Annotated in this window: 13 protein-coding genes; 6 read left to right on the top strand and 7 right to left on the bottom strand. The window is 65.9% G+C overall.

The genetic code is table 11. The features are described from left to right. Window positions 1-123 precede the first annotated feature (123 nt). The 6 genes from prpF to AC56LU_RS20205 all read right to left on the bottom strand — a co-directional run bounded on the left by prpF (window position 124) and on the right by AC56LU_RS20205 (window position 8,277). Entirely contained in the window at window positions 124-1,338 is a 1,215-nt protein-coding gene (prpF, locus tag AC56LU_RS20230) for a 2-methylaconitate cis-trans isomerase PrpF (protein WP_497177409.1), read from the bottom strand. A 71-nt stretch (window positions 1,339-1,409) separates the two neighbouring features. After that, on the bottom strand, window positions 1,410-4,016 hold the full coding sequence (acnD, locus tag AC56LU_RS20225) for a Fe/S-dependent 2-methylisocitrate dehydratase AcnD (protein ID WP_497177408.1): 2,607 nt from the start codon (window positions 4,014-4,016) through the stop codon (window positions 1,410-1,412). An 11-nt stretch (window positions 4,017-4,027) separates the two neighbouring features. Further along, a complete protein-coding gene (prpC, locus tag AC56LU_RS20220) occupies window positions 4,028-5,188 on the bottom strand; it encodes a bifunctional 2-methylcitrate synthase/citrate synthase (RefSeq protein ID WP_497177407.1) in 1,161 nt (386 codons plus the stop codon). A 31-nt stretch (window positions 5,189-5,219) separates the two neighbouring features. Continuing rightward, window positions 5,220-6,110 carry a methylisocitrate lyase gene (gene prpB, locus AC56LU_RS20215; protein ID WP_497177406.1) on the bottom strand — a complete coding sequence of 297 codons (891 nt, stop codon included), beginning with the start codon at window positions 6,108-6,110 and terminating at the stop codon, window positions 5,220-5,222. A gap of 200 nt (window positions 6,111-6,310) precedes the next feature. Further along, complete coding sequence (locus tag AC56LU_RS20210; protein ID WP_497177405.1) at window positions 6,311-7,972, bottom strand: cation acetate symporter; 1,662 nt, start codon at window positions 7,970-7,972, stop codon at window positions 6,311-6,313. Then, a complete protein-coding gene (locus tag AC56LU_RS20205; RefSeq protein ID WP_497177404.1) occupies window positions 7,969-8,277 on the bottom strand; it encodes a DUF485 domain-containing protein in 309 nt (102 codons plus the stop codon). Before AC56LU_RS20205 ends, AC56LU_RS20210 begins: the two co-directional genes overlap by 4 nt. A 158-nt stretch (window positions 8,278-8,435) precedes the next feature. On the opposite strand from AC56LU_RS20205, the gene prpR reads away from it, so the two are divergent. The 6 genes from prpR (at window position 8,436) to AC56LU_RS20175 (ending at window position 15,630) form a co-directional block, all read left to right on the top strand. Further along, window positions 8,436-10,061: a propionate catabolism operon regulatory protein PrpR gene (gene prpR / locus AC56LU_RS20200; protein ID WP_497177403.1), complete on the top strand. Its 1,626-nt coding sequence runs from the start codon at window positions 8,436-8,438 to the stop codon at window positions 10,059-10,061. Between the two features lie 256 nt (window positions 10,062-10,317). Next, on the top strand, window positions 10,318-11,697 hold the full coding sequence (locus AC56LU_RS20195) for a pyridoxal-phosphate dependent enzyme (protein ID WP_497177402.1): 1,380 nt from the start codon (window positions 10,318-10,320) through the stop codon (window positions 11,695-11,697). Continuing rightward, window positions 11,694-12,878 carry a trans-sulfuration enzyme family protein gene (locus tag AC56LU_RS20190; protein ID WP_497177401.1) on the top strand — a complete coding sequence of 395 codons (1,185 nt, stop codon included), beginning with the start codon at window positions 11,694-11,696 and terminating at the stop codon, window positions 12,876-12,878. Before AC56LU_RS20195 ends, AC56LU_RS20190 begins: the two co-directional genes overlap by 4 nt. Window positions 12,879-12,949: 71 nt before the next feature. Further along, window positions 12,950-13,414, top strand: coding sequence for an FKBP-type peptidyl-prolyl cis-trans isomerase (locus AC56LU_RS20185; protein ID WP_497177400.1), 465 nt, complete (start codon window positions 12,950-12,952; stop codon window positions 13,412-13,414). A 373-nt stretch (window positions 13,415-13,787) separates the two neighbouring features. Next, window positions 13,788-14,207 (top strand): post-PEP-CTERM-1 domain-containing protein, encoded by a 420-nt coding sequence (locus AC56LU_RS20180; protein WP_497177399.1) that lies wholly within the window; start codon window positions 13,788-13,790, stop codon window positions 14,205-14,207. Further along, on the top strand, window positions 14,194-15,630 hold the full coding sequence (locus tag AC56LU_RS20175; protein ID WP_497177398.1) for a PA domain-containing protein: 1,437 nt from the start codon (window positions 14,194-14,196) through the stop codon (window positions 15,628-15,630). Before AC56LU_RS20180 ends, AC56LU_RS20175 begins: the two co-directional genes overlap by 14 nt. Before the next feature lie 54 nt (window positions 15,631-15,684). Here the strand turns inward: AC56LU_RS20175 and AC56LU_RS20170 are convergent, their stop codons facing one another. Continuing rightward, window positions 15,685-17,265 (bottom strand): methyl-accepting chemotaxis protein, encoded by a 1,581-nt coding sequence (locus AC56LU_RS20170; protein WP_497177397.1) that lies wholly within the window; start codon window positions 17,263-17,265, stop codon window positions 15,685-15,687. Between the last annotated feature and the right edge of the window lie 36 nt (window positions 17,266-17,301).

Here is a 17,301-nt window from a genome sequence, read left to right as displayed (position 1 = left end):
GATTCTTGATTGTCTGGCGGCTAACTTGCCTTTTAGCAATCATAAACCACAAAGCCCTGATGTTCCAAAACTAACAAGCACAAAAAATGGGCCATGTTGTTGTGGCCCATCAGTCGCGCCATTTCAATCGGACTTGAAAACATCGCCCGGGACGCGTACCCAGCCTTCCATCAGCACGCGCGCGCTGCGACTCATGATCGCTTTGGCAACACTCCACTCGCCGTTCGCCTGCACCGCTTCCGCCCCCACCCGCAGGGTGCCGGACGGATGGCCGAAGCGCACGGCTGCGCGCTTGTGTTCCGCACCTTCACCGCCTCCCGCCGCCAGGTTGACCAGGGTGCCGGGGATCGCGGCGGCGGTGCCGATCGCCACCGCGGCCGTGCCCATCATCGCGTGGTGCAGCTTGCCCATCGAGAGCGCGCGCACCAGGAGGTCGACGTCGCCGGCGGCGACCTGTTTGCCACTGGAGGCGATGTAGGCGGCCGGCCTGGCGACGAAGGCCACTTTCGGGGTGTGCTGGCGCTTGGCCGCTTCCTCGATGCTGGAGATCAGGCCCATGCGCAGCGCGCCGTGGGCGCGGATGGTCTCGAACATGGCCAGGGCGCGCGGGTCGCCATTGATGGCCTCCTGCAGCTCGGTGCCGTCGTAGCCGAGCGCTTCCGCATTGACGAAAATGGTCGGGATGCCGGCATTGATCATGGTCGCCTTCACGGTGCCGATACCGGGGACGTCCAGCTCGTCGACCAGGTTCCCGGTCGGGAACATCGCACCGCCCCCGCCCTCCTCCTCGGCCGCCGGGTCGAGGAATTCGAGCTGCACTTCGGCTGCCGGGAAGGTCACGCCGTCGAGTTCGAACTCACCGGTCTCCTGCACTTCACCGTTCGTGACCGGGACGTGGGCGATGATGGTCTTGCCGATGTTGGCCTGCCAGATGCGCACCAGCGCCATGCCGTTTTGCGGAATGCGCTCCGGGTCGACCAGGCCGCCGGCGATGGCAAACGAGCCGACCGCCGACGACAGGTTGCCGCAGTTGCCGCTCCAGTCGACAAAAGGCTTGTCGATGGCGACCTGGCCGAACAGGTAGTCGACGTCGTGGTCCGCCCGTTCGCTCTTTGCCACGATCACGGCCTTGCTGGTGCTCGAGGTGGCGCCGCCCATGCCGTCAATCTGTTTGGCGTAGGGATCGGGGCTGCCGATCACGCGTTGCAAGAGCGCGTCGCGTGCCGGGCCGGGGCTCTGGGCGGCTGGGGGGAGGTCTTGCAGGCGGAAGAAGACGCCCTTGCTGGTGCCGCCGCGCATGTAGGTGGCGGGGATTTTGATTTGGGGGATAAAGGCCATTACATTGTCCGTTTTTGCAGGGTGGGCGGGGTAATTTCGGGCAATGCCCGGAATTACGCCCACCCCACGGGTTATGCAGCTACTTTAGGCACCGACGACTCGAGGAAATCCTGCGCGAAACGCTGCAGCACCCCGCCCGCCTCGTAGATCGCCACTTCCTCGGCGGTATCGAGACGGCAGGTCACCGCCACCTCCACCCGCTCGCCGCTGCGGCGATGGATCACCAGCAGCAGCTCCGCACGCGGCGTCCGCTCGCCGACCACGTCGAAGGTCTCGGTGCCGTCGATGCCCAGCGTGAGGCGGTTCTCGCCCGGCTTGAACTCGAGCGGCAGCACGCCCATGCCGACCAGGTTGGTGCGGTGGATGCGCTCGAAGCCTTCGGCCACGATCGCTTCCACGCCCGCCAGGCGCACGCCCTTGGCCGCCCAGTCGCGCGAGGAGCCCTGGCCGTAGTCGGCGCCGGCGATCACGATCAGCGGCTGCTTGCGCTCCATATAGGTCTCGATGGCTTCCCACATGCGCGTGACAAGGCCTTCCGGCTCGATGCGCGCCAAAGATCCAGCTTTCACTGCGCCCGCCTGATCACGCACCATCTCGTTCTTCAGGGTCGGGTTGGCAAAGGTGGCGCGCTGCGCGGTCAGGTGGTCGCCGCGATGGGTCGCGTAGGAGTTGAAGTCTTCTTCCGGCAGGCCCATTTTGGCCAGGTATTCGCCGGCCGCCGAATCGAGCATGATCGCATTCGACGGCGACAGGTGGTCGGTGGTGATGTTGTCGCCCAGGACCGCGAGCGGACGCATGCCCGCCAGACTACGCTCGCCGGCCAGCGCGCCTTCCCAATACGGCGGACGTCGGATGTAGGTGCTTTGCGGGCGCCAGTCATACAGCGGGCTGACCTTGCTGCCATCGTCGGCCACGCGCGCGAACATCGGCGTATACACCTTGCGGAACTGCTCCGGCTTGACGCTGTTCTCGACCACGGCGTCGATCTCGGCGTCGCTCGGCCACAGGTCGGCCAGGCGAATCTCGCGACCGGCAGCGTCCACGCCCAGCACATCCTTCTCGATGTCGAAGCGGATGGTGCCGGCGATCGCATAGGCCACCACCAGCGGCGGCGATGCCAGGAAGGCCTGCTTGGCGTAGGGGTGGATGCGGCCGTCGAAGTTGCGGTTGCCCGACAGGACGGCGGTTGCGTACAGGTCGCGTTCGATGATCTCCTGCTGGATGACCGGGTCGAGCGCGCCGCTCATGCCGTTGCAGGTGGTGCAGGCAAAGGCCACCACGCCGAAGCCGAGCTTCTCCAGCTCGGGCATCAGGCCGGCTTCTTCCAGGTACAGGGCCACGGCTTTCGAGCCGGGCGCGAGCGAGCTTTTCACCCAGGGCTTGCGCAACAGGCCCGCGCGGTTGGCGTTACGCGCGATCAGGCCGGCCGCGATCATGTTGCGCGGGTTATTGGTGTTGGTGCAGCTGGTGATCGCCGCGATGATCACGGCGCCGTCCGGCATCAGGCCCGGCTCATTTTCGACCACGCCCGAAATGCCGCGCGCGGCCAGCTCGGAGGTCGGCACGCGCTTGTGCGGATTCGACGGTCCGGCAATGTTGCGCACCACGGTCGACAGGTCGAAGGACAAGGTGCGCTCGTACTGCGCGGTCGCCAGGCTGTCGGCCCACAGGCCGGCCTGCTTGGCATAGCATTCCACCAGCTGCACGGTCTCTTCTTCGCGGCCGGTCAGGCGCAGGTACTTGATGGTCTGCTCGTCGATGTAGAACATCGCGGCGGTGGCGCCGAATTCCGGGGCCATGTTCGAGATGGTGGCGCGGTCGCCCAGGGTCAGGCTGGACGCGCCTTGGCCGTAGAACTCGAGATAGGCGGAGACCACTTTCGACTTGCGCAGGAACTCGGTCAGCGCCAGCACGATGTCGGTGGCGGTGATGCCCGGCTGTGCCTTGCCGGTGAGCTCGACGCCGATGATGTCCGGCAGGCGCATCCATGAGGCGCGGCCCAGCATGACGCTCTCGGCTTCCAGGCCGCCCACGCCGATCGCGATCACGCCCAGCGCGTCGACCATCGGGGTGTGCGAGTCGGTGCCGACCAGGGTGTCCGGGTAGGCCACGCCCTGTTCCGACTGGATGACCGGCGACATGCGCTCCAGGTTGATCTGGTGCAGGATGCCGTTCCCCGGCGGGATCACGTCGACGTTCTGGAAGGCCTTCTTGGTCCACTCGATGAAGTGGAAACGGTCTTCGTTGCGGCGGTCCTCGATGGCGCGGTTCTTCGCAAAAGCGTCCGGATCGAAGCCGCCGCATTCGACGGCCAGTGAGTGGTCGACCACCAGTTGGGTCGGGACCACCGGGTTGACCATGGCGGGGTCGCCGCCTTGGCTTGCGATGGCGTCGCGCAGGCCGGCCAGGTCGACCAGCGCGGTCTGGCCCAGGATGTCGTGGCAGACCACGCGCGCCGGGAACCACGGGAAGTCGAGGTCGCGCTTGCGTTCGATGATCTGCTTGAGCGCATCGGTCATGCCGGCCGGGTCGCAGCGGCGCACCAGGTTTTCGGCCAGCACGCGCGAGGTATAGGGCAGCGTGTCATAGGCGCCGGGCTGGATGGCGTCGACCGCGGCGCGCGTGTCGAAGTAATCCAGGCCGGTGCCGGGAAGGGGTTTGCGGTGATTGGTATTCATGATTGCCTGATTTACTTGCGATCCGCGATCGGCACGAACTGCAGGTCTTCCGGACCCACGTAGTTCGCGCTCGGGCGGATGATCTTGTTGTCGATGCGCTGCTCGATGACGTGCGCGGCCCAACCGGAGGTGCGCGAGATGACGAACAGCGGCGTGAACATGGCGGTCGGCACGCCCATCATGTGGTACGAGACGGCCGAGAACCAGTCCAGGTTCGGGAACATCTTCTTGACTTCCCACATCACCGATTCGAGGCGCTCGGCGATGTCGAACATCTTCATCGAACCGCCCTCGGCGGACAGCGAGCGCGCCACTTCCTTGATCACCACGTTGCGCGGGTCGCTGATGGTGTACACCGGGTGGCCGAAGCCGATCACGACTTCCTTGTTCGCCACGCGGTTGCGGATGTCCGCCTCGGCTTCGTCGGCGTTCTCGTAGCGCTTCTGGATCTCCAGCGCCACTTCGTTGGCGCCGCCGTGCTTCGGACCGCGCAGCGCGCCGATGGCCCCGGTGATGGCCGAGTGGATGTCGGAGCCGGTACCGGCGATCACGCGGGAGGTGAAGGTGGAAGCGTTGAACTCGTGTTCCGCATACAGGATCAGCGAGGTGTGCATCGCGCGCACCCAGGAGTCGCGCGGCTTTTCGCCGTGCAGCAAGTGCAGGAAGTGGCCGCCGATCGAATCGTCGTCGGTTTCCACGTCGATGCGCTTGCCGGAATGGCTGAAGTGGTACCAGTACAGCAGCATCGAACCGAAGGATGCCATCAGGCGGTCGGCGATGTCGCGCGCACCCGGGACGTTGTGGTCGTCCTTCTCGGGCAGCGTGCAGCCGAGCACCGACACGCCGGTGCGCATCACGTCCATCGGGTGGGCGCCGGCCGGCAGCGCTTCCAGCGCGCTCTTGACTGCCTGCGGCAGGCCGCGCAGCGATTTCAGCTTGGCCTTGTAGCCCTTCAGTTCTGCCTGGGTAGGCAGCTTGCCGTGCACCAGCAGGTAGGCGATTTCCTCGAATTCGCAGGTGGTGGCGACGTCCAGGATGTCGTAGCCGCGGTAGTGGAGGTCGTTACCGGTCTTGCCGACCGAGCACAGTGCGGTATTGCCGGCGGCGACGCCGGACAGGGCCACCGATTTCTTCGGCTTGAACGTTGGGGTATCGTTGTTCTGGGTGCTCATGCGTGAATCTCCTGAATCTCTATCTCGTCGATTATTTGGATTTTTTCTGGGCGAACAGCGCGTCGAGTTTCTGCTCGTAGCTGTGGTAGTCGATGCGGTCGTACAGTTCGGCGCGGGTCTGCATCGTGTCGATCACATTCTGCTGGGTGCCGTCGCGGCGGATCGCGTTGTAGACGTTCTCGGCCGCCTTGTTCATGGCGCGGAAGGCCGACAGTGGGTACAGGGCGAGGCCCACATTGGCGCTGCGCAGTTCGTCCAGGGTGAACAGCGGGGTCGCGCCGAATTCGGTGATGTTGGCCAGCACCGGCACCTTGACGGCATCGGCGAACTGTTTATACATCTCCAGGCTGGTGATCGCCTCGGGGAAGATCATGTCGGCGCCGGCTTCCACGCAGGCAACAGCGCGCTCGATGGCGGCGTCCAGGCCCTCCACGGCCAGCGCATCGGTACGCGCCATGATCACGAAATTCTCATCGGTGCGCGCGTCGGCGGCGGCCTTGACGCGGTCCACCATCTCGTCCTTGCCGACGATTTCCTTGCCCGGACGGTGGCCGCAGCGCTTGGCGCCGACCTGGTCTTCGATATGGCAGGCGGCGGCGCCGGCCTTGATCAGCGAGCGCACGGTACGCGCGACATTGAAGGCCGAGGCGCCGAAGCCGGTGTCGATGTCGACCAGCAGCGGCAAATCGCACACGTCGGTGATGCGGCGCACGTCGATCAGCACGTCTTCCAGGCCGGAGATGCCGAGGTCCGGCAGGCCCAGCGAACCGGCGGCGACGCCGCCGCCCGACAGGTAGATCGCACGGTAGCCGGCGCGCTTGGCCAGCAGCGCATGGTTGGCGTTGATGGCGCCGATGACCTGCAGCGGGGATTCTTCCTGGACTGCCTTGCGGAACGCGGCGCCGGCGGAGTGGTGGCTCATGCTTAACCTTTCGGGATGACGTTGATTGGATACGCCCCTATTAATGCAAGTGGCGTGCCAGTTGCGCATCACTTTGAAATCAAGGACTTGCGATCGCTCCATCGTTCAAATGTTCCATAAAAATGAAACATGAAACTCATTTGAAACATTGTGGCAAAAAAAACCCCGCCGCAGCGGGGTTCGATCCAGGACGCGGGTCCTTAGTGGCCGGAGGCTCCCGACGCGCCGATGCCCGTCTCCGAACGCATTTCCTGCGCTTCGAAACCGGCCTTGTCGATCGCGGCGCGCGGGCTCTTGTCGGTCACCGAGAAGAACCAGATGCCGAAGAAGCCCACTGCCATCGAGAAGATCGCCGGCGAGGTGTAGGGGAAGATCGGCGCGGCATTGCCCAGCACGTCCACCCACACCGATTTCGACACCAGGGTGAGCACGACCGCGGTCGCCAGGCCGAGGAAGCCGCCGACGGTGGCGCCACGCGTCGTGCACTGACTCCACAACACCGACATGAACAGCACCGGGAAGTTGGCCGACGCGGCGATCGCAAAGGCCAGCGACACCATGAAGGCGACGTTCTGCTTCTCAAAGGCGATCCCGAGCAGCACGGCGATGATGCCGAGCGCAATGGTGGTGATCTTCGAGACCTTCAGCTCGCTTGCGCTGTCTGCCTTGCCCGCCCTGAACACGGTGGCGTACAGGTCGTGCGACACCGCCGATGCGCCCGACAGGGTCAGGCCGGCCACCACCGCCAGGATGGTCGCGAAGGCCACCGCCGAGATGAAGCCGAGGAAGATGTCGCCGCCCACGGCCTGGGCCAGGTGCACCGCCGCCATGTTGTTGCCGCCCAGGAGCTTGCCGGCCGCGTCCTTGAACGCCGGATTGGTCCCGACCAGCACGATCGCGCCGAAGCCGATGATGAAGGTGAGGATGTAGAAGTAGCCGATCCAGGTGGTGGCCCACAGCACCGACTTGCGCGCTTCTTTCGCACTTGGCACGGTGAAGAAGCGCATCAGGATATGCGGCAGGCCGGCGGTGCCGAACATCAGCGCCATGCCGAAGGAGATCGCCGAGATCGGGTCTTTCAAAAAGCTGCCCGGGCCCATGATGGAGTCGCCCTTGGCGTGGACTTCGGTGGCGGTGGCGAACAGTTTTTCAGGGCTGAAGTTGTATTGCGCCAGCACCGCGAACGCCATGTACGACGCGCCCGACAGCAGCAGCACCGCCTTGATGATCTGCACCCAGGTGGTGGCGGTCATGCCGCCGAACAGCACGTAGACCATCATCAGCACGCCCACGATCACCACCGCGATCCAGTATTCCAGGCCGAACAGCAGCTTGATCAGCTGGCCGGCGCCGACCATCTGCGCGATCAGGTAGAAGGCGACCACGACCAGGGTGCCGGAGGCCGCGAACACGCGGATGGGTTTCTGGTGGAAGCGGTAGGCGGCGACGTCGGCGAAGGTGTAGCGGCCCAGGTTGCGCAGGCGCTCGGCCATCAGGAAGGTGATGACCGGCCAGCCGACCAGGAAGCCGATCGCGTAGATCAGGCCGTCGAAACCGTCGAGGAACACGGCGGCCGAAATGCCGAGGAAGGAGGCGGCCGACATGAAGTCACCGGCAATCGCCAGGCCGTTCTGGAAGCCGGTGATGCCGCCGCCCGCGGTATAGAAATCGGAGGCCGAGCGGGTCTTGGCGGCGGCCCACTTGGTGATGAACAGGGTCAGCACCACGAAGATCGCGAACATGCTGATCGCGGTCCAGTTGGTGGGCTGCTGGGTGGCCTGGCCGAGGTCGGGTGCGGCCATGGCGGCGGCGCTGACGCTGATCAAGGCCAGCGCGAGGGAGGAACGGTTCGGGAAGCTCATGCGCCCACCCTGGCCTTGATCGCTTCGGTCAGCGCGTCGTACTCGCTGTTGGCGCGGCGCACGTAGATGGCGGTGATCACCACCGTGAACACGATGACGAACAGGCCCAGCGGAATGCCCCAGGTCATGACGCCGCTGCCTATGCGGCTGCCCATGAACTCCTTGTTGAATGCGCACAGCAGCGTGAAGCCGTAGTACACGATCATCATGCTCCAGGTGAGGATCCAGCCGAAGCGCGAACGCGCCCTGGTCAGCTTGCGATAGTCGGGGTCGGCTTTGACCCGCTGAACGATGTCTTGCTCCACTTTTGTCTCCTGATATCTATTCTGGTGATGCCTGTTATTCAAGGCTTGCTCCATCCTACGGGTGCGCGCTTACCTCAGTCTTACGCTCGCTTACGCGTGGCTGACAGCGGCCGTGTTTCAACTGAAACACCGTGCTGCGAATCGGCTACACTTGAAACATGAGTCAACCCTTACGCAAGCCCGCGCCCAAGGCGGCGGACGGCGCCGACAAGCCGGTCATCTGGACCGTCTCGGTATCGCGCCTGTCCGACCTGTTCCGCGACATCACCCTCGAGTACGACCACCTGGCCTCGATCGAACCGCTGCACCTCGGCTTCGACGAAGCGGCGCGGACATTGCGCGAACGCCTCGCGACCGAGCGCTGTGACGTGGTGATCGCCGCCGGCTCGAACGCCGCTTACCTGAAAGGCCGGATCTCGGTGCCGGTGGTGGTGGCCAAGGCCAGCGGCTTCGACGTGATGCAGGCGCTGGCACGGGCCCGGCGCGTGTCGAAACGCATCGGCGTGATCAGCTACCAGGAACCGATGCGCGAGCTGGCCGAGTTCGCGGACACCTTCGGCATCGCGATCGCGCAGCGCACCTATGTCACCGAAGAAGATGCGCGTGCCGGCATCAATGAGCTCAAAGCGACAGGCATCGAGGTGATCGTCGGGGCGGGACTGATCACCGACCTGGCCGAGGAAGCCGGCCTGACGGGCGTGTTCCTGTATTCGGCGGCGTCGATCCGCCAGGCCTTCGACGATGCGCTCGAGATGGCGCGCATTACCCGGCTCGAAGTGCAGCGGCTGGAAGCGAGCCGCGGGCGCCGTGTTGCGGCAGCAGACGCGCAGCGCGTGCGGCGCGGCCTGCACGACCTGCGCGGGGAGTCGGGCGCGATGGAGCGCTTGCGTCAGACCGTGGTGTTGTACGCGCGGTCGCCGGCCACGGTGCTGATCCAGGGCGAGACCGGCAGCGGCAAGGAGCTGGTGGCGCAGGCCATCCACCGCGAGGGACCGCGGCGCGCGGCCAACCGTCCCTTCGTGGCGGTGAACTGCGGCGCGATCGCCGAATCGCTGCTCGAGTCGGAACTGTTCGGCCACGAAGAAGGCGCCTTCACCGGCGCCCGCCGCGGCGGCCATGCCGGCCTGTTCGAGGCGGCCGACGGCGGCACCCTGTTCCTCGACGAGATCGGCGAGATGCCCCTGGCGCTGCAGACGCGCCTGCTGCGCGTGCTGGAGGAGCGCGAAGTGATGCGCGTGGGCGGCACCCGGCCGGTCCCGATCGAGGTGCGCGTGATCAGCGCCACCCACTGCGACCTGGAAGCGCGCGTGCGCGAAGGGCGCTTTCGCGCCGACCTGTTCTACCGCCTGGCGGTGCTGCGCCTGGCGCTGCCGCCGCTGCGCGCGCGCATCGCGGATATCGTGCCACTTAGCGAGTGGTCGCTCAAGAACGCGCTGGCGGCGATCGGCGCCAGGCCGCATCCGAACCTGGCTGCCGAGATCAAGGCCTGCGCGCCCCTGCTCGAGGCCTACGGCTGGCCCGGCAACGTGCGCGAACTGCGCAACCTGATGGAGCGGCTGGCGCTGTTCCTGGCGGCCGAGCCCTTGCAGGCACTGACGCCGAGTTTCCTGGTGTCGATTGCCCCTGAGCTAGCGAGGGAAACGATCCTGCCGATGGCCCAGGTGGAAACAGAAAGCCTGGCCGAAGTCCTGGCGCGCTTCGGAGGGCAGCGCGACGCGGCGGCGAAGCACCTGGGCATCAGCCGCACGACCTTGTGGCGGCGCTTGAAGACCGAGAACACGTAGGGTGGGCAAGTTCCTTGCCCACGCGTTCAGCACGCGCATGAAAAGCAAGCAAAGCGATTGTTCGAGAGATGGTTGAACGCGTGGGCGGGAGACCCGCCCACCCTACAAGATCAACACTCGCTCAAATAATCGCCGTATCATGACTTTTTTACATGGCCTGGCGCCCATAGTCATACCCAAGCGCCAGCTCTTCGCATAGCGGCCGCCCATGAAGCGGCCGCACTGTCCGGGCCCTGCCCGGCCTCTCGGAGGCACTATGCAACATGCGTCGCAAGCTGCACTGTTTTCCCTGATCGGTGACACCCCCCTGATCGAAGTCACCCGCATCGACACCGGTCCCTGCCAGCTGTTCCTGAAACTCGAATCCCAGAATCCCGGCGGCTCCATCAAGGACCGCATCGGCCGTGCCATGATCGAGCAGGCCGAACACGACGGACACCTGGAGCCCGGCGGCACCGTGGTCGAAGCCACTGCCGGCAATACCGGCCTGGGGCTGGCCCTGGTCGCGCGCATCAAGGGCTACCGCGTGGTGCTGGTGGTGCCGGATAAAATGGCGGCCGAGAAGATCCTGCACCTGAAGGCGCTCGGCGCCGAAATCCACCTGACCCGCTCCGACGTCGGCAAGGGCCACCCCGAGTACTACCAGGATGTCGCCGCGCGCCTGGCGAAAGAGATCCCCGGCGCCTGGTTCGCCGACCAGTTCAACAACCCGGCCAATCCGCGCGCCCACGAAACCACCACCGGCCCGGAGATCTGGGACCAGGTCAACCACAGGCTCGATGCGATCGTGGTCGGCGTCGGCTCCTCCGGCACCCTCACCGGCCTGTCGCGCTATTTCAGGAAGACCCAGCCCAACCTCGAGTTCGTCCTGGCCGACCCGCAGGGCTCGATCCTGGCCGACTACGTCAACACCGGCGTGCTGCGGACCGATGCCGGTTCGTGGGCCGTCGAGGGCATCGGCGAAGACTTCATCCCCGGCATCGCCGACCTGTCGCGCGTGAAAAAGGCGTACACGATCGCCGACGAGGAGAGCTTCGGCACCGCGCGCCTGCTGCTGCAGCAGGAAGGCATCCTGGCCGGGTCGTCGACCGGCACCCTGCTGGCGGCCGCGCTGCGCTACTGCCGCGAGCAGACCCGCCCGAAGCGCGTCGTCACCTTTGTCTGCGACACCGGCACCCGCTACCTGACCAAGGTCTACAGCGACGGCTGGATGGTCGACCAGGGCTTGATCGCACGCCCGAAGACGGGCGACCTGCGCGACCTGATCGGGCGCCGCTACGACGAGGGCGAAGTGGTCAGCCTGGCGCCCACCGACACCCTGCTCACCGCCTTCAACCGCATGCGCAGCGCCGACCTGCAGCAGATGCCGGTGATCGACAAGGAAGGCCGCCTGGTCGGCCTGATCGACGAATCGGACCTGCTGCTGCACGTGACGGCCGAGCCAAACCACTTCAGCGCGCCGGTCTCGAGCACCATGACGCCGTCGCCGCAGACCCTGCTGCCCACCAGCAGCATGGGCCACCTGCGCGAAATCCTCGACCGCGGACTGACCGCCGTGATCGCCGATGGCGAGCACTTCTACGGCCTGATCACCCGCTACGACCTGCTCAACCACCTGCGTAGGACCCTATCGTGAACAACGACCCGCTTGAACCGAAAAAACACCTCGCCACCCGCGTGATCCACGGCGGCCAGGCGCCCGAGCCGGGCACCGGCGCCGTGATGCCGCCGATCTTCGCCACCTCGACCTTCCGCCAGGAGAGTCCTGGCGTGCACAAGGGCCTGGACTACGGCCGTTCGCACAACCCGACCCGCTGGGCGCTGGAGCGCTGCGTGGCCGACATCGAGAGCGGCAGCGCGGCCTTCGCCTTCGCATCCGGCCTGGCTGCGATCGCGGCGGTGCTCGAACTGCTGCCGGCGAATTCGCACATCGTGGCCGGCGACGACATGTATGGCGGCACCTTCCGCCTGTTCGAGCGGGTGCGCCGCAAGAGCGCCGGCCACAGCTTCGCCTATGCCGACCTGACCGACCCGGATGCCCTCGGCAAGGCGCTCACGCCCGACACCCGGCTGGTGTGGGTCGAGACCCCTACCAACCCGATGCTGAAACTCGCCGACCTGGCCGCGATCGCGGCCCTGTGCCGGGCGCGCGGCATCATCACCGTGTGCGACAACACCTTCGCCAGCCCGATCAACCAGCGTCCGCTGGAACTCGGCTTCGACATCGTGGTGCACTCGACCACCAAGTACATGAACGGCCACTCCGACGTGATCGGCGGCGTGGCGGTGGTCGGCAGGGAAGAACGGCATGGGGCGCTGGCCGAGGGGCTCGGCTTCATCCAGAACGCCGTGGGCGCCATCCAGGGGCCCTTCGACAGCTTCCTGGTGCTGCGTGGGATCAAGACCCTGGCGCTGCGGGTGGAGCGCAGCAGCGCCAACGCGCTGGCGCTGGCGCAGTGGCTGCAGCAGCAGCCGAAGGTCGCCAAGGTGTTCTATCCGGGCCTGGAATCGCACCCCCAGCACGCGCTGGCGCGGCGCCAGATGAACGCGTTCGGGGGTATCGTGTCGATCGACCTGGCCACCGACCTGGCCGGCAGCAGGCGCTTCCTGGAAGCCTGCGAAGTGTTCACGCTGGCCGAAAGCCTGGGCGGCGTGGAAAGCCTGATCGAGCACCCTGCCCTGATGACCCATGCCAGCATCCCGGCGGAGCAGCGCGCGCAACTGGGCATCGGCGATGGGCTGATCCGCCTGTCGGTCGGCATCGAGCACCTGGAAGACCAGCGCGACGACCTGCGCCGGGCGCTGGCCGCGATCTGAGCGCCGATGGTGGGGATGCCGTCGCCGTTCCTTTATACTGCGGCCACCTCCACCATCGACGAAGGACTACCTTGAAACAGCTGCTCTCCCATTGCATCCTCGGTCTGACCCTGGCGCTGGCCGCCACCGCCTGCAAGCGCAATGAAGCTCCACAAGCGACAACTGCGGCGACAACAGCGGCTGCGGCCGCCGACAGCGTGGCGCTGCAAAAGATCGACACCGTGGCCGGCACCGGCAAAGAGGCGGTGAACGGCGCCACCGTGGTCGTCCATTACACCGGCTGGCTGTACGAGCCGAACACGGAATCGAAGCATGGCGCCCAGTTCGACTCGTCCAGCGGGCGCGAGCCGTTCAGCTTCACGCTCGGCGGCGGCCAGGTCATTCCCGGCTGGGATGCGGGCGTGGCGGGCATGAAGGTCGGCGGCAAGCGTACCCTCATCATCCCGGCCAGCCTGGGCTATGGCAGCTCGGGCGCCGGCCCGATTCCGCCGAACGCCAACCTGATCTTCGACGTCGAGCTGCTCGACGTGCGCTGAGCGCGCTCCTCCCGCCATGGCACCGGCGGAATTCGCCGGTGCCTGTTCATTCAAGACCCTGGTTCCCCTCCAGGCTCGCCTGCCTGCTCCATCCTCCCGCCTAGACCATGAACGCGCGCTGGTCAATACCACGTTTTCAACGACTCTGCTTTGCGAAATAAAAACAACGCACAAAATCAATGTATTTACATTGAGCTCCTGAGAGCGAAAACCAAATTTTATACGTATGTTCAAGCCAACAAAGATACAAAATTTTTAATTATTTTTCGCAATTCCGTTATTTCCAAAGCTATAGTTGTTGTCAACCGGCTCTGTAGGCGGGGAAAGAAAAGTTGTACCTATTGACGTATATTTTTCTGAGAGAAAACACAACATGCAAAACCGTGTATTCATGCTGCGTAGCGTCGTCGCCATGGCGGCGCTGGCGTTCGCTGGTTCGGCGTTCGCCGCCGGACAGGAAGGCCAGACCGTTGCCAAGGACAAGAACGGCAAGCTCCGCAATGCGACTGCCGCCGAGGTGCAACAGCTGAACGCGCTCCGCAAAGCGGACCGTGAAGCCCAGAAGGCCGCGCGCGCCGCCTCCGGTGCGCCGGAAGCCGGCGTCGCCCGCCTGCAGCAGAACGGCGTGCTCGCCGCCCACGTCGACGAAGAAGCGATGATGCACACCGTGGTGCGCCGCACCGCCGACGGCAAGCTCGAGGCCGAATGCGCCCACGGCTCGCATGCTGCCCACTCTGCCCTCTCTACCCCAGTGTCCACGAACGCCAAGGAGCACCAGAATGAAGTTCAATAAGCGTCCAAGCCTGACTCTGGTCGCCGCGGCCCTGGCCCTGGCATGCGGCAGCATGGGCACTGCCCAGGCGGCTGCGCAGATCGTCATCAAGAACAACAATCTCCCAGGGATCGGCTTCAATGAGACGACCCCGGCGACGCCTGTCGGCGGCAATACCGGCACCACCATCGGCGAGCAGCGCCTGATCGCGTTCACGCATGCGGCCAACATCTGGGGCAGGACCCTGACCAGCAACGTCCCGATCGTCATCAACGCGACCTTCGAACCACAGGCCTGCACCGCGACCAGCGCCGTGCTGGGCAGCGCCGGCGCCACCCAGGTGTTCGCCAACTTCCCAGGCGCTCTGAAGACCGATGTCTGGTACTCGTATGCCCTGGCCAACAAGCTGTACGGCAGCGAGATCTCGAGCCAACCGGGCGGCCAGATCACGGCGCGCTTCAACTCCAATCTCGGCAAGCCGGACTGCCTGGCCGGCAGCTCGTTCTACCTGGGCCTGGATGCCAACGAAGGCAGCAACATCGACTTCGTCGCTACCCTGCTGCACGAAATGGGCCACGGCCTGGGCTTCCAGACCTTCACCAGCGGCGCGACCGGTGCGCCGTTCGCCGGCCGTGCTTCGGTCTGGGACACTTTCCTTCTCGACAACACCACCGGCAAGCTGTGGGTCGATATGACCAATGACGAGCGCAAGGCATCGGCGCTCAAGCCGAACGGCCTGTCCTGGACCGGCGCCCGCGTGACCGCGGCGGCACCATCGGTGCTGACCCCGACCGCCCAGCTGCGCGTGATCGGCGTCGGCGCCAACTCGCCGAACGGTGACCTGTACGCGGTCGGCGAAGCCGACTTCGGTCCGAAGATCGACAAGTCGCCGCTGACCGGCCAGATCGCCGCACTCAGCCAGCCTTCCGGCGCCCTCTCTGAAGCCTGTACGCCACTGAACGCTGCCGAAGCCGAAGCCGTACGTCGCAAGATCGCCCTGGTCAGCCGCGGCACCTGCGGCTTCACCGTCAAGGTCAAGAATGCCCAGGACGCCGGTGCGATCGGCGTGATCGTGGCTGACAACGCAGTCGCCGCATTGACCGGCCTGGGCGGCGCCGATGCGTCGATCACCATCCCGGCTGTGCGCGTGACCAAGGCAGACGGCGCTACCATTTTCGCCAGCCTGACCAAGCCGAACGGCAACGCGAACGGCACCGTGGGCAAGCTCGAACGTTCCAAGACCCAGCTCTCGGGCGCCGATGCCCAGGGCCGCGTTACGATGTTCACGCCCAATCCGTTCCAGGGCGGTTCGTCGGTGTCGCACTACACTACCGCGACCACCCGCAACCAGCTGATGGAACCGTCGATCAGCGCCGACCTTACCCACTCGGTGACGGCGCCGATCGACCTGACGACGGAACTGTTCAAGGATATCGGCTGGTAATCTCGCCGCATCCGTAGCAATGCAAAACCGCCTGCCTGCAGGCGGTTTTTTCGTTTACGCAGCGCTCAGCGCGCGCGGCGCCGGCGCGGCCTGGCGCAGCTTGAAGGTCGCCACCAGTTCCGACAACTCCGCCGCCTGGCGGCGCATCGACTCGGCCGCGCTGGCCGCCTGCTCCACCATCGCCGCGTTCTGCTGGGTCGATTCATCCATCTCGGCGATTGCCTGGCTCACCTGCGCCACACCGCTGGCCTGTTCGCTGCTGGCGGTGGAGATGGTATCGAGCAGGCCGGCCACGTCGTGCACGTGCTCCAGCACCGCGCGCATGGTCTCGCCCGCGGTACCGGCGATGTCGGTGCCGGCGGCGATTTCCTCGCGCGACGCGCCGATCAAGCCCTTGATTTCCTTCGCCGCCGTGGCTGAATGCTGGGCCAGGTTGCGCACCTCGGCCGCCACCACGGCGAAGCCGCGGCCCTCGGCGCCGGCGCGCGCCGCTTCCACCGCCGCGTTCAGCGCCAGGATATTGGTCTGGAAGGCGATGCTGTCGATCATGCCGGTGATGTCCGTGATCTTGTCGGCCGAGGCCTTGATCGCCTCCATGCGCGCCACCACCTCGTCGACCGCCTGGGCACTGCGGGCAGCCACGTTCGAGGCCGACTGGGCCAGGACGTTCGCGGAGCGGGCGCTGGCGTTGTTCTGGGCGATCGCCTGGCTCAGTTCTTCCATCGCGCTGACGGTCTGGCGCAGGCTGGATGCCTGGCGCTCGGTGCGGCGCGACAGGTCCTGGTTGCCGTCGGCGATTTCGCCCGATGCCGAATCGATCGCCTGGGCGCCTGCCAGCACCTGGGACACGGTGGCCGAGACGCCGCCGGTCATGCCGTTGAGGGCGTCGAACAGGCGGCCGATCTCATCGCCGCGCCGGTGGCGGATGACCGGACGCAGGTCGCCGTGCGCCACCTGCTCGGCAAGCAGGACGGCCTGCTGCAGCGGGCCGACGATGTTCCGGGTCAGCATCCACGCGAGGAGCGCGCCGATGCCGAGCGCACCCAGGCCGAGCGCCAGCACCAGCGCCTTGCCGAAGGTCGAGACGGATGCCGATTCCTCGGCGAGGCGGTGGGCTTCTGCGGTTTCGTGCGCGAGCAGCGCTTCCAGCGCGCCGGTACGGGCCTTGTAGCTCCTCTCCCAGTCGCCGCTGACGAGCTGCTCGACGACCCCGGTCTGGCCAAACTCCTTGGCCTGGAACAGCGCGGCCTGGACCTTGGCCAGCGCCGCCTTGTGCCTGGCGCTTTCCGCGATCAGGGCCGCTTCGCGCGCCGACTGCGGCAGCTTGCCCAGACGCGCCTCGATCCCGGCGGCGGCCTTTTCGCCGTGGGCCAGCTGGGCGCCGAAGTAATCCGCCAGCTCCAGGCTGTCGCTGCGCGCGATGGCGACCGTGCGCGAGCCGTTCAGGCGCTCGACGCCAAGCAGGTCGGAGGCCAGCTGCTGCTTGGCCAGCTTGTCGTAGACGAGGTCCGTGGTCAGCACGTCGTTGGACTGCATGCGCCACAAGGCCACGGCCGAGATGACGAGGAGGAGGAAGGAGACGATGCCGAAGGCGCCGAGGATCTTGGTGCGGGTCTGGAGCTTTGCGAGAAACATTGCAAGTACCTTAAGCGAGAGATACTTGCAGTTTAG

The sequence above is a fragment of the Telluria sp. PB2R4 genome (genome assembly GCF_059685695.1).
This window is presented reverse-complemented; position numbering and strand designations above follow the sequence as displayed.

Coding starts and splice junctions, on each gene's coding strand:
- AC56LU_RS20175 (WP_497177398.1), top strand. CDS start 14,194: ATGAAGTTCAATAAGCGTCCAAGCCTGACTCTGGTCGCCGCGGCCCTG.
- prpF (WP_497177409.1), bottom strand. CDS start 1,338: ATGGCCTTTATCCCCCAAATCAAAATCCCCGCCACCTACATGCGCGGC.
- AC56LU_RS20180 (WP_497177399.1), top strand. CDS start 13,788: ATGCAAAACCGTGTATTCATGCTGCGTAGCGTCGTCGCCATGGCGGCG.
- AC56LU_RS20195 (WP_497177402.1), top strand. CDS start 10,318: ATGCAACATGCGTCGCAAGCTGCACTGTTTTCCCTGATCGGTGACACC.
- prpC (WP_497177407.1), bottom strand. CDS start 5,188: ATGAGCACCCAGAACAACGATACCCCAACGTTCAAGCCGAAGAAATCG.
- prpB (WP_497177406.1), bottom strand. CDS start 6,110: ATGAGCCACCACTCCGCCGGCGCCGCGTTCCGCAAGGCAGTCCAGGAA.
- AC56LU_RS20210 (WP_497177405.1), bottom strand. CDS start 7,972: ATGAGCTTCCCGAACCGTTCCTCCCTCGCGCTGGCCTTGATCAGCGTC.
- AC56LU_RS20170 (WP_497177397.1), bottom strand. CDS start 17,265: ATGTTTCTCGCAAAGCTCCAGACCCGCACCAAGATCCTCGGCGCCTTC.
- acnD (WP_497177408.1), bottom strand. CDS start 4,016: ATGAATACCAATCACCGCAAACCCCTTCCCGGCACCGGCCTGGATTAC.
- prpR (WP_497177403.1), top strand. CDS start 8,436: ATGAGTCAACCCTTACGCAAGCCCGCGCCCAAGGCGGCGGACGGCGCC.